Annotated in this window: 10 protein-coding genes and 1 tRNA gene; 2 read left to right on the top strand and 9 right to left on the bottom strand. The window is 72.5% G+C overall.

Going from position 1 to position 11,607, the window contains the following annotated elements; translation table 11 throughout:
- Positions 1-295: 295 nt before the first annotated feature.
- On the top strand, positions 296-910 hold the full coding sequence (locus tag ACFWV2_RS30690) for a hypothetical protein (RefSeq protein WP_384409915.1): 615 nt from the start codon (positions 296-298) through the stop codon (positions 908-910).
- 149 nt (positions 911-1,059) lie between these two features.
- Here the strand turns inward: ACFWV2_RS30690 and ACFWV2_RS30685 are convergent, their stop codons facing one another.
- From ACFWV2_RS30685 to ACFWV2_RS30655, 7 genes are all read right to left on the bottom strand, one after another.
- Positions 1,060-1,725, bottom strand: coding sequence for a hypothetical protein (locus ACFWV2_RS30685; RefSeq protein ID WP_384409914.1), 666 nt, complete (start codon positions 1,723-1,725; stop codon positions 1,060-1,062).
- Positions 1,722-2,147: a thioesterase family protein gene (locus tag ACFWV2_RS30680; protein ID WP_360784414.1), complete on the bottom strand. Its 426-nt coding sequence runs from the start codon at positions 2,145-2,147 to the stop codon at positions 1,722-1,724. Before ACFWV2_RS30680 ends, ACFWV2_RS30685 begins: the two co-directional genes overlap by 4 nt.
- Before the next feature lie 5 nt (positions 2,148-2,152).
- Positions 2,153-3,817 carry an energy-dependent translational throttle protein EttA gene (gene ettA / locus ACFWV2_RS30675; RefSeq protein ID WP_360784416.1) on the bottom strand — a complete coding sequence of 555 codons (1,665 nt, stop codon included), beginning with the start codon at positions 3,815-3,817 and terminating at the stop codon, positions 2,153-2,155.
- A gap of 319 nt (positions 3,818-4,136) precedes the next feature.
- Positions 4,137-5,591 (bottom strand): LAETG motif-containing sortase-dependent surface protein, encoded by a 1,455-nt coding sequence (locus ACFWV2_RS30670; RefSeq protein ID WP_384409911.1) that lies wholly within the window; start codon positions 5,589-5,591, stop codon positions 4,137-4,139.
- A 226-nt stretch (positions 5,592-5,817) separates the two neighbouring features.
- Positions 5,818-6,384, bottom strand: coding sequence for a single-stranded DNA-binding protein (locus ACFWV2_RS30665; protein ID WP_384409909.1), 567 nt, complete (start codon positions 6,382-6,384; stop codon positions 5,818-5,820).
- Positions 6,385-6,534: 150 nt separating this feature from the next.
- Entirely contained in the window at positions 6,535-8,169 is a 1,635-nt protein-coding gene (locus ACFWV2_RS30660; protein WP_384409969.1) for a GTPase, read from the bottom strand.
- A gap of 316 nt (positions 8,170-8,485) precedes the next feature.
- Positions 8,486-10,090 (bottom strand): dynamin family protein, encoded by a 1,605-nt coding sequence (locus ACFWV2_RS30655; protein ID WP_384409966.1) that lies wholly within the window; start codon positions 10,088-10,090, stop codon positions 8,486-8,488.
- A 302-nt stretch (positions 10,091-10,392) separates the two neighbouring features.
- On the opposite strand from ACFWV2_RS30655, the gene ACFWV2_RS30650 reads away from it, so the two are divergent.
- A tRNA-Arg gene (locus ACFWV2_RS30650) sits at positions 10,393-10,465 on the top strand.
- Between the two features lie 411 nt (positions 10,466-10,876).
- Here ACFWV2_RS30650 and ACFWV2_RS30645 read toward each other — a convergent pair.
- Together ACFWV2_RS30645 and ACFWV2_RS30640 are read right to left on the bottom strand one after the other, a co-directional pair.
- Positions 10,877-11,080, bottom strand: coding sequence for a cold-shock protein (locus ACFWV2_RS30645; RefSeq protein WP_030052720.1), 204 nt, complete (start codon positions 11,078-11,080; stop codon positions 10,877-10,879).
- 233 nt (positions 11,081-11,313) lie between these two features.
- Positions 11,314-11,607 (bottom strand): MerR family transcriptional regulator (locus tag ACFWV2_RS30640; RefSeq protein ID WP_384409906.1); only part of this gene is annotated, 294 nt, incomplete at its 5' end.

Genomic DNA, 11,607 nt, shown 5'->3' with positions numbered 1-11,607 from the left:
CCGGGAGGGTCCGGGTCCGAGCCCCGGGTCCGGTTCGGGGGCGGGTCCGGGCCCCGGGTCCGGTTCGGGCGCCGGTCCGGGTACGGGCGGGGGCCGGGTCCAGGCGCGGGCGCGGGGCCGGGTCCGGGTACGGGCGCGGGGTCGGGTCCAGGCGCGGGCACGGGGCCGGGTCCGGGTACGGGCGCGGGGCCGGGTCCAGGCGCGGGCGTGGGGCCGGGTCCAGGTGCGGGCCTGGGTCCGGGGCCGGGTGAAACCGCGGAGCGGCGGCGGACGTCCCACTCCCGGGGTGATGTCCATGTCATCGACGGAGTCGTCGGAGTCGTCGGAGTCGTCGGAGAACATTCGGGCCTGGGGTGTCGTGGCCCTGCCCGCGGTCTGCGCGGCCGCGCTCTACGCCTGGTCGGCCTGGTGCTTCGGAGGCGCGAGCGCGCCGTCCACCACGGTCGCGATATCGGTCGGCGGGGCGGCGATCCTCGCGGCGGCCGTGGCGTACTTCCTGCTCGTCGACGGGGCCATGGGCCTCTTCGGCGCACTCGCGCTGGTCGGCGGGCTGCTGCTGACCGTGGCCGCCGCGGATCAGGCGGCGTCGCGGGGCGCGGTCGCCGCGTGTGTCGTGGTGGAGGTCCGCGAGGAGGAGCGGACCCAGGTCGGCGAGGGCGGCGCCACGACAGTGGTGTACCACCACACCCTGCGCTGCCCGGGCGGCTACCCGTCGACCGTCACGGAGGCCCACCGGGCCGCGCCGGACGGCGGGGAGGTGCGGGTGGCCTACGACCCCCGGCAGCGGGTGGCTCCGGCTCTCGAGGGTTCCAGCTCGCCGCTGCGGCAGGCGGTCCTGGCCATGCTGCTGCTGGCCGCCGCCACCGCGGGGGCGAGGCGGTTCAGCCGGCGGGGCCGTCCGGCGGCATGAGTCCGGCCGCGCTGGTGAGGCCGCGCCTCTCGTGGAGGGCGATGGGATGCCAATCGACGTTCCCGCGCGGCGGGTGCACGTCGCGCTGCCGGGCGGCTTCGGCGGCGGCCCCTACGGGCGGGGCGCGGAGGCCCCGCTGTCCCCGCCGGTCAACGGGGCGCGACCGACAGGGACATCGGTGCGGTGCGCAGGGCGATCGAGCCGTACGGGGTGCGGAGTCTGAGCCACGGGCCGGAGGCGAACAGCGCGACCGGCGTCGGCTCCGGTGTGGGCGGCAGGAAGCCCAGTGACTGGGCGGCGTGCACGGCCCGGAGCGGCAGCCCGGTGGGGCCGAGGGTCCGGGACCAGATCTCGCGGCCGACGCGGTCGCGCTCGGCCCTGGTCCGCGACTCCTCGGGCAGCCGCTCGTCCCGCGCGCGGAACTCGGCGACGGCGGCGGCGACCGCGCCCCGCATCTCCGCGGCGTCCGGCAGCCCGGCGACCGGCGCCCAGCCGGTGCGCGGCGGGAGCACGCCCGCCCAGGACGGCCCGGTCACGGAGGCCGGGACGACCGCCTTGCCCGCCGACTCCTCGATTCCTTCGAGGAGTTCACCGGCGGAGACGGTCACGTCGACCTCGACCGCGTCGACGAGACGGGCCGTACGGATCGCGAGTACCTCGAAGGACGCGGGCCGTCCGAAGACGGCCAACGCCCCGCCGCCGGCCTGGAGGCGGACGGCTGCGGCCCGGTCGTAGTGGACGAGTCGGGTCAGGAAGGCGGCGAGGGCCGCCGCCTCCCTGGCGTCGTCGAAGTGCAGCGGAGCGAGCACGCTCATGGGGCGGACGTCATCCCGTCGTCCACGTACTCCTCCAGGAAGCTGCGCTCCTCGGCGGTGATGCGCCGGGGCCGCTGTGCCTCCAGGTCGAAGGGCACGACGACCGTGGACGCCCGTACGTACGTGACGTCGGGGTCCTTGATCTCGTACGCGATCGTCAGCGAAGCCGCCCCGATCTTCGTCACCCAGGACTCGACCGTCACCGGCGCGTGCCGGTGGACGAGGGGTCGCAGGTAGTCGATCTCGTGCCGGGCCACGACGGACCCGCCGGAGAACGAGGGGGAACCGTCCCCCGGCGCCAGCCGGAACATGAAGTCGATCCGCGCCTCTTCCAGGTACCGCAGGAAGACGACGTTGTTGACGTGCCCGAAGGCGTCCATGTCCGACCAGCGCAGGGGACAGCTGTAGATGTGCCTGGTCACTGACCTCAGCCTCGGGTCAGCTTCTTGTACGTGGCGCGGTGCGGACGGGCCGCGTCCGGGCCGAGGCGCTCGATCTTGTTCTTCTCGTAGGACTCGAAGTTGCCCTCGAACCAGTACCACTTCGAGTCGCCCTCGTACGCCAGGATGTGCGTGGCGACCCTGTCCAGGAACCAGCGGTCGTGGGAGATGACCACGGCCGCGCCGGGGAACTCCAGGAGCGCGTTCTCCAGCGAGGACAGCGTCTCGACGTCGAGGTCGTTGGTGGGCTCGTCGAGGAGCAGCAGGTTGCCGCCCTCCTTGAGCGTGAGCGCCAGGTTCAGGCGGTTGCGCTCACCACCGGAGAGGACACCGGCGGGCTTCTGCTGGTCCGGCCCCTTGAAGCCGAAGGCGCTGACGTACGCGCGGGACGGCATCTCGACCTGGCCGACGTTGATGTAGTCCAGCTCGTCCGACACGACGGCCCAGAGGGTCTTCTTGGGGTCGATGTTGGCGCGGGTCTGGTCGACGTAGCTGATCTTGACCGTGTCGCCGATCTTGACCGAGCCCGAGTCCGGGGCCTCGAGGCCCTGGATCATCTTGAACAGCGTCGTCTTGCCGGCACCGTTCGGGCCGATGATGCCGACGATGCCGTTACGGGGCAGGGTGAAGGACAGGTCGTCGACGAGGACCTTGTCGCCGAAGGCCTTGGAGAGGTTCTCGACCTCGACGACGATGGAGCCCAGGCGCGGGCCCGGCGGGATCTGGATCTCCTCGAAGTCCAGCTTCCGCATCTTGTCGGCCTCGGCGGCCATCTCCTCGTAGCGAGCGAGACGGGCCTTGGACTTGGTCTGACGGCCCTTGGCGTTGGACCGGACCCACTCCAGCTCCTCCTTGAGGCGCTTGGCGCGCTTCTCGTCCTTGCGGCCCTCGACCTTGAGACGGGTGGCCTTCTTCTCCAGGTACGTGGAGTAGTTGCCCTCGTAGGGGATCGCGCGGCCGCGGTCGAGTTCGAGGATCCACTCGGCGACGTTGTTCAGGAAGTACCGGTCGTGCGTGACGGCGACGACGGCGCCCGCGTACTTCGAGAGGTGCTGCTCCAGCCAGTTCACCGACTCGGCGTCGAGGTGGTTGGTGGGCTCGTCGAGGAGGAGCAGGTCCGGGGCCTCGATCAGCAGCTTGCAGAGCGCGACACGGCGCTTCTCACCACCGGAGAGGTTGGTGACCGGCCAGTCGCCGGGCGGGCAGCCCAGGGCGTCCATGGCCTGCTCCAGCTGCGCGTCGAGGTCCCAGGCGTTGGCGTGGTCCAGGTCTTCCTGGAGCTTGCCCATCTCGTCCATCAGCGCGTCCGAGTAGTCGGTCGCCATGAGCTCGGCGACCTCGTTGAAGCGCTTGAGCTTGCCCATGATCTCGGCGGCACCGTCCTGGACGTTCTCCAGGACCGTCTTGCTCTCGTCCAGCTTCGGCTCCTGCATGAGGATGCCGACGCTGTAGCCGGGCGACAGGAACGCGTCACCGTTGGACGGCTGCTCAAGGCCCGCCATGATCTTCAGAACGGTGGACTTTCCGGCACCGTTCGGGCCGACCACACCGATCTTCGCACCCGGCAGGAAGCTCAGCGTCACGTCATCGAGGATGACCTTGTCGCCGTGCGCCTTGCGCGTCTTGCGCATCGTGTAGATGTACTCAGCCAAGAGAAACCGTCCGGCAGAAGTGAGTGGGCAGATACACCCCATCTTGCCTGACCGCCACCCCCGGGCGGAAACCGGTAAGGCGGGGGCGGGGGCTCGGAGGGGGTCGCGGCGAGGGCGTACCGGTCGGTAGGGGGACGGGCCCGTACCGGGCGGTACGGGCGCAACGGGGACGGAACGGGGCCCGGACGTGCGACGACCCCGGGCGCGGATGCGGTCCGGGGTCGTGCGGGGTCACGGGGCGGGTCCGGTGTGACGCGGATCACCCGGTGGGGTCAGGCGGTGTCCCGGTGCCGACGGGGCCGGCACCGGGGGCCCGGACTCAGGCGCCGGCGGTCTTCTTCTTGCGGAGGAAGAACACCGCGCCGCCGCCGATCACGACGAGCGCGAAGGCGATGCCCGCGATCATCGGGGTGGCGTTGGAGCTGCCGGTCTCGGCGAGGTCGCCGCCACCGGTGGTGGTGCCGGTGGTACCGGTGGTGCCGCCCGTGGTGTCACCGGTGGTACCGGTGGAGGTCGACGGAGAGGTCGACGGGGTGGGCTCGGCCGAGGGCTCCGTGGTGGGGTTCTCGGACGGCTTCGTGCCGGGGGTGGCCGTCTCGCAGTCCAGGACGCCCTCGAAGGTCTCCTCGAAGTTCGGGCCGGTGACCGTGAACTTGTACGCCTCGTCCTCGGCGAGCGGGACCGTGATGGTCTTGGTCTCGCCCGGGGCGATGGTGTGCGAGGTGCCCTTCAGGTCGAAGGTCCAGGCCTCGTCGCCCTTGTTGGACGCGATGACCTCCAGGCCACCCTTGGCGCAGTCCTTGGCGACCGTGACGGCCGGGACAGCACCCTGCTTCGCCCAGGTCGCGGACGCCTTGCCGGTGACGGTCGACTCGCTGGAGCCGGCCAGGATCAGGGTCTGGGACGGGCCGTCGACGGAGACGAAAGCGCGGCCCAGGGAGACCTTGGTGGTGGCCGCGGCGGTCAGCTCGGCGGCGCCGTCGGCGGTGCCGGCGGGAACGTCGAAGAAGACCTCGGTCTTGCCCTTGGCGACCTCGGTGACGGGCTTGCCGTCCTTGTCGACGACCGTGACGCCCGCAGGGGCACCGGGGGCCAGCGAGACCTTGGCGGTCGCGGCGGTGGTGTCGACGCTGATCGGGCCGAGCTTGCTTCCGGCCTTACCGGCGATGGTGGCCGGGGAGACGCTGAGGGAGGCGGTCGGCTCGTCGAGCTGGACGGCCTTCTCGAGCAGGTACGCCGTCAGCTTCTGGGCGTCCTCGTCCTTCGGCGTCGCGGTGACGTCGTCGGAGAGGGTCCAGATGGCGGCCTGCGTGCCCGCCGCGGCCTCCTTCTTGGAGAGGTCGACGTCCAGCTTGCCGCCGAGGGCCTCGGCGGAGAGCTTCGGGTAGGCGTTCTCCAGGATCCAGAGGATCTTGCCCGCGTTCCCGTTGTCGTGCAGGGAGGATTCGTCCCAGCCGACTTCCTTGTAGTCGAAGTCTTCCTTCGCTCCGGTGCGGAGGTCGATGCAGTAGGTGAAGAGAGTGCCCCCGCCGTCCACCTCCATCTTGAACAGACCGCCGCCGACCGACCACTTGTCACCGTTCTTCTCGGTGATCTCGACGTCGGCGGCGTCCTCGGTCATGCCGTGGAGCTTCGCCATGACGCCACCGGAACCCGGCGCGGCGTCATCGGCGAGCGCCGGACCGGCGGTCGCGATCGATCCGACCGCGACGAGGCCGGAGACCAGGGTCGCAGCGGCAAGGCGGGCAGCGCCGCGCCCTCGAACTGAAAACATTGCATTCCCCTCCGGGCGAGTCGCTCCGCGAACACAGTCACTTTCGCGTGGGGGGAGCGCACGCCAGCAGATTCACAGACCCGATGGGCTCATGTGCCACATGAGTACCCGCGAATCCTAGGGATGCGGAAGCCCCCGGTGCCCGGCCATACGTTCAGATAACCATTCCGACTCGGAATCGTTATCACCCACGGCGAGTTGGTCGACAAATCGCTATGACACAAGGTCAGGGCACGGTCACCAACAGCGCCGAACCCTCGGCGGACCGCTCCGCGGACCCCTCGGACCGCTCCGTGGACCCCCCTGCCACGCTCATCTCCCCTGCGGCGGCCGCCACCGCCTCCTCCATCGCCGCCGCCGCGGCCTCCGTCCACGGGTCCCGCTCCGGCGCTGGAACCAGCCCCTCCGCTTGTTCCGTCCGCTGCCTGGACTCCGTACGCACCGCGCGCCGGAAGGCCGCCGTACCCCGCGTCAGATCGTGGCCCACGGCCAGCGCGTCCACGTCCACGAAGGTCTTGCGCTGTCCGTCGCGCTCGTCCTCACGGACCCTCAGCCGGCCGTGCACCACGAGCGGCTCCCCCACGGAGACCGAGGCCGCGAGATTGGCCCCGAGCGACCGCCAGGCCGACACCGTGTAGAAGCTGGTGTTCCCGTCGGACCAGAGCCCCCGCTCCCGGTCCCAGCGGCGGGCCGTCACCGCGAAGCGGAACCTGGCCACCCCGCCGGTCGCCGTGTCCCGGTACTCCACCGCCGTCGCCACATTGCCGACGAGCGTCACGGTCGTGTCGTTCATGGTCCCGCCCCCAACCTCTGTGTTTCTCTCGGTCACCACCAGGGTGGGACAGGCGGGGAGTTCCCGCCCGCGCCTGTGGACAGCCGCGCGGCTGGGGACAACCGCCTCACCCGGGAGGGGGACCGGAACCCCGCCGGCACACGGCCGCCCTCACCTCCCCCGTACACCCGCCCGCGTCGCACCCAGCCGGTTCGCGCCCATGCGGCTCCCGCCGACGATCCGCGCCGAGGACCGGGCGCCCGCGACCGTCGCGTACTGCTCGCGCACCTCCCGGTAGCGCATCAGCTCCGCCGCCACCGGGTCGAGCACCCGGGCCCGGCCGCAGGCCGCCGCCGCCTCCCGCAGGCGCCGCTCGGCTTCCTGCCCGTACCGCTTGGCGGGACCCTTCACCGCGCCCTCGCAAGCCCATTCGACCAACGGTCCGCCGATGATGCCGGCGAGCATCACGAGGACCGGCGGGAGCAGCCCCGGTTCGACGACGCCGACGATCTGGGCCACCAGCCACAGCGCGCCGAAGATCTGCAGGAGGGTCATCACGACCTGGGCGAGGACGGCCGCGGGCCACCAGGCGGGCCGGGGCGGGCGGGCCGACGGGTCCCCGACGGTGACCGTCAGCTCGTCCAGGGCCTCGGGCAGTCCCTCCGCCCCGCGGGCCGCCGCCTCGCGCACGGCCTGCGCCCAGGGGACGGGGAGCCCGCGCGAGGCCTCGTCGGCGACGATCCGCACCGCCTGCTCCACGCGCTGGCGTGCCGTCAGTTCCTCCTCGACCGGGGAGGTGAGGCGCGGGTCGGTGGAGCCGTGGGCGCGCATCCGCTCGTACCAGCGGTAGAGCCGCAGCCAGGGGGTGCCGCAGGCGCGGATGGCGCCCCGGCGCCAGACCCGTTCGGCCGCCTCGCCCGCGGCCTGGGCGCCGACGGCGGCCGCGAGCCGGTCCGTGAAGGCCTCACGGGCCCGCTCGTCGAGGCCGGGCCGCCCGTCGGCCAGGTACGCCGGGCGCAGCCGGACGGCGGCGGCGTCGACGTCGGCGGCGAGCCGGCGTTCGGGGGCGGTGCGTTCCTGGACGAAACGCGCGAGCAGTTCCCGGAGTTCGGGGACGCCGTCGCCGGTCGCCGCGGAGACGGCGAGGACGGTGGCGCCGGGTTCGCCGTGCTCGCCGAGTGCCACGCCGTCCTCGTCGAGGAGGCGCCGCAGGTCGTCGAGGACGAGGTCGGCGGCTTCCGTACCGAGCCGGTCGATCTGGTTGAGGACGACGAAGGTGACCTCGGCATGCCCGGCGAGCGGCCGGAGGTAGCGCTCGTGGAGGGCGGCGTCCGCGTACTTCTCGGGGTCGACGACCCAGATGACGGCGTCGACGAGGCCGAGGACCCGGTCGACCTGGTCGCGGTGGGCGGTGACCGCCGAGTCGTGGTCGGGCAGGTCGATGAGGACGAGCCCCTGGAGTTCGGTGTCGGCCGCGCCGCCCGCGAGGGGCCGGCGCCGGAGCCGGCCGGGGACGGCGAGCCGGTCGAGGAGCCCGGCGGAGCCCTCGGACCAGCTGAGGGCGATGGGCGCGGAGGTGGTGGGGCGGCGCAGGCCGGTCTCGGAGACGGGTACGCCGGCGAGGGCGTTGAAGAGCGTCGACTTGCCGCTGCCGGTGGCGCCGGCGATGGCGATCACGGTGTGCCGGGAGGAGAGCCGCTGCCGGGCGGCGGCCTCGTCGAGCACCCGCCCGGCCTCGGCGAGGGCCTCGCTCTCGACCCGCGTACGGGAGAGTCCGACGAGTTCGTGAAGGGCGTCGAGGCGCATACGGAGGGCACCGCCGTAGGCCCCGCCGAGGGGCGGCAGGGCGTCTTCCTCCTCGGCGTCCGCCTCCCCCGGGTGGGCGCCGAAGCCTGCGGCGGCGCCCCGCTCACCGGCACGTCGGGCGATCAGCCCGTCGTCCCAGCGACGGCGGCCGCGGTCACCGTCGGCACCGCCGTCACCGTCACGACCGCGGCCGGGGTCCGGGCCGGGGTCACCACGACGGCGCTTCCGGAGGCGGCCCGCATCCGCGTCCACCTCCCCGGCCCCACCCTCACCGGCACCCGTACCCGTGTTCACATCCGCATCGACATCCACGCTGTCACTTCTCCTTCTGCAGTACGGAGAGCGCGGCGATCAGCTCCGCCTGCGGCTCGGGGGTCACGTCGAGCGCTTCGAGGGGCGCGAGGAGCCGGTCGCGTTCGGCGTGCAGGACTCGGTCGACGCACGAGAGGACGAGTTCGCCGCCCTTGTCGCGCAGGCGGAGCGCGGCCTGGGCGCCGAGGAGTTCGGCGAGGCGTTCACCCGCGGGCCGGGTGCGCCGCCCGCCGAGGAGGGCGGCGGCGAGGAGCGCGGCGACGGTGTCGGCCTCGGGGACGGCCGTACGGGAGGCGGAGGGGCGCTCCACGCCGCGTACCTCGTCCTCGGCGAGCTCTTCGAGGACGCGGCGCCAGCGCCGCACCTCGACACCGACCCGCTCCCCGGCCTCGCGGTCGCCGCCGGTGCGGACGGGGCCGAGGGCGCCGGAGGCGGGTTCGCGGCGCCAGGCGTCGTGGACGGTCTCCTCGGCGGCGGAGACCGCGCAGTGGAGGAGGGCGGCGAGGGATTCCACGAGGGCGTCGAGGAGTTCGTCGGCGGTGCTGTCGCGGGGGTAGCCGCGCCAGCGGGTGCGGGCGTCGCCTGCGAGGACGGCGCCGCGCCCGAGGAGGGTGCGGACGCGTCTGCCCTGCTCGGTGTACGCGGCTTCGACGGCGCCGCCGAGGCGGACGGCGGCGGCGTACTGCGCGGCGACGGCGGCGGCCAGCTCGGGGAGCCGGGCGTCGAGGGAGTCGATGACGCCGGTGGCGGTCCGGGCGGCGGCCTGCTGGCGGGCGGCCGGGTCCTCGGCGCAGTGGGCGAGCCAGCCGCGCAGGGCGGCGACGGCGCTGTCGGGCAGCAGCCCGCTGCCGCCGGCGGCGGACTCGGGCAGCTCGGGGATGGTGAACCGGGGTACGTCGCCGAGGCCCGCCTTGTCGAGGAGGGCCGCGTACTGCCGGGAGACCTCGCCGATGACCTGGTGGGGGACACGGTCGAGGACGGTGACGAGGGTGGCGTCGTACTCCTTGGCGGTACGGAGCAGGTGCCAGGGCACGGCGTCGGCGTAGCGGGAGGCGGTGGTGACCATGACCCAGATGTCGGCAGCGCACATCAATTCGGCGGCGAGGAGCCGGTTCTCGACGACGAGGGAGTCGATGTCGGGCGCGTCGAGGAGGGCGAGCCCCCGCGGCACGGAGGAGGCCGTCTCGACGCGCAGGGCGTTCTCCTCGGGGGGCTCCTCGGGGTGGTCCTCGTCGGCCTGGGGCAGCCAGACGCGGGTGAGCTGCGGCAGGACGCGCATTCCGGCGAACCAGTGGTGGTCCTCGGGGTGGCACACGAGCACGGGTGTGCGGGTGGTGGGTCTGAGCACGCCGGACTCGCTGACGCGCCGTCCGACAAGGGAGTTGACGAGGGTGGACTTCCCGGCGCCGGTGGATCCGCCGACGACGGCGAGGAGCGGGGCGTCGGGATCCTTCAGGCGCGGTACCAGGTAGTCGTCGAGCTGGGCGAGCAACTCGGCCCGGGTCTGCCGGGCGCGTGGCGTGTCAGGAAGGGGCAGGGGGAGACGCACGGCGGCGACACGGTCGCGCAGGGCGGAGAGTGCGTCGATCAGCTGAGGCCGTTCGTCCAAGGTCACCACATGCGAAGAATGCCCAATTTATGAGTGTTTTTGAAGCCTATTGCGGCCCTGCGCGCCGAAGTGAGGGGTGATGACCGGAACCTCAGGCATAACGAGTGCACAACACCCGCCCCGAGCGATGCGAAAAGCGCTGCGCGAATCGCACCTGCCTGCGATTATCGTTCCGCTTCACCGAACCTCCACATCGTGCCACGCAGGTGAAGCAACCGGGCCAAGGTGATCGGAGCCCTATCCTTGTCCCGGCAGGCCACACCCCACCCACAAGGGGCTCCTGACCACACGACCACCACCCGGCCCCCGTAGCTCAGTGGATAGAGCAGGTGCCTTCTAAGCACTTGGCCGCAGGTTCGAGTCCTGCCGGGGGCGCTCCGCGCCAGACCCTCCTCCGGGAGGGTCTTTTTGCTGGTCGGGGCCATTTCCGGTCGGGGGTGGGGGTGCGGGAAGGAGGATCTCGCACGGCTGGGCCCGTCCGGCTGAACCGGACAGCGGCGGGCGTTCGGCCCGAAGACGGCCCGAATTTCCGGGACGGTCGCCCGGTCAGGGGGGCGGCGGGCTCGGGCTCGGGGGGCCGGGCTCGGCCAAGGAGGCTCCGGCTCCGACCCGGGGAGCTCGGACTCCGACCCCGCGCCAGGACGGACAGCGTGGCTGCGGGCTGTGGGCCGCCGGGCTCCACGGGCCCGAGAACGCCGTCAGCGGAGCCCTGGGGCGCACAGGACGCACGAACAGGCCGTGCGCCTGCGTCAGGTGCCCCGGGGCTCCGCTGACGGGCTGAGGAGATCAGGCGAGGTTGATGTTCTCCGCCTGGGGGCCCTTCTGGCCCTGGGTGACGTCGAACGTCACGGCCTGGCCCTCCTGGAGCTCACGGAAGCCCGTCGAGTTGATCGCCGAGTAGTGGGCGAAGACGTCCGGGCCGCCGCCGTCCTGGGCGATGAAGCCGAAGCCCTTTTCGGCGTTGAACCACTTCACAGTTCCGGTAGCCATGTCACATGCCTTCCAGTCGATGGAACGCCTCCCGCACGATGCGGAAGACGGAGGTGATCGCCCTGGTTCCTGCGGCACAGCACAGCAAAAAACCCACGCCGAAGGCATGGGCAAGGGAACTTCCGAACCACGACAGCTAACCGGGACGGTACACGTCCCCACACCGTGTCACCAGAGGAAACGCCCTTGAAGTGTGCGCGGAGCCCGCCGGGGTCCGGCGGGCACGCACCGTCTCAGGCCGCGGTCGGCGGGTCGGCCGCTTCGGCGGCGCGGCGGTATTCGGCGTTGATGCGCTGGGCTTCCTCGAGCTGGTCTTCCAGGACGATGATGCGGCAGGCGGCCTCGATCGGGGTGCCCTGGTCGACGAGTTCCCGGGCGCGGGCCGCGATGCGCAGCTGGTAGCGGGAGTAGCGGCGGTGGCCGCCCTCGGAACGGAGCGGGGTGATGAGGCGGGCCTCGCCGATGGCGCGCAGGAAGCCCTGGGTGGTGCCGAGCATCTCGGCGGCCCTGCCCATCGTGAAGGCGGG

This window comes from Streptomyces sp. NPDC058671, assembly GCF_042716475.1.
GTDB lineage: Bacteria > Actinomycetota > Actinomycetes > Streptomycetales > Streptomycetaceae > Streptomyces.
Note: the sequence above shows the minus strand (reverse complement) of the source record. Positions and strands in the feature narration are given on the sequence as shown.

What these genes read in the sequence shown, in the direction of transcription:
- ACFWV2_RS30690 (WP_384409915.1), top strand. Translation starts at nt 296, where the DNA reads ATGTCATCGACGGAGTCGTCGGAGTCGTCGGAGTCGTCGGAGAACATT.
- ACFWV2_RS30685 (WP_384409914.1), bottom strand. Translation starts at nt 1,725, where the DNA reads ATGAGCGTGCTCGCTCCGCTGCACTTCGACGACGCCAGGGAGGCGGCG.
- ACFWV2_RS30670 (WP_384409911.1), bottom strand. Translation starts at nt 5,591, where the DNA reads ATGTTTTCAGTTCGAGGGCGCGGCGCTGCCCGCCTTGCCGCTGCGACC.
- ACFWV2_RS30665 (WP_384409909.1), bottom strand. Translation starts at nt 6,384, where the DNA reads ATGAACGACACGACCGTGACGCTCGTCGGCAATGTGGCGACGGCGGTG.
- ACFWV2_RS30660 (WP_384409969.1), bottom strand. Translation starts at nt 8,169, where the DNA reads ATGCGCCTCGACGCCCTTCACGAACTCGTCGGACTCTCCCGTACGCGG.
- ACFWV2_RS30645 (WP_030052720.1), bottom strand. Translation starts at nt 11,080, where the DNA reads ATGGCTACCGGAACTGTGAAGTGGTTCAACGCCGAAAAGGGCTTCGGC.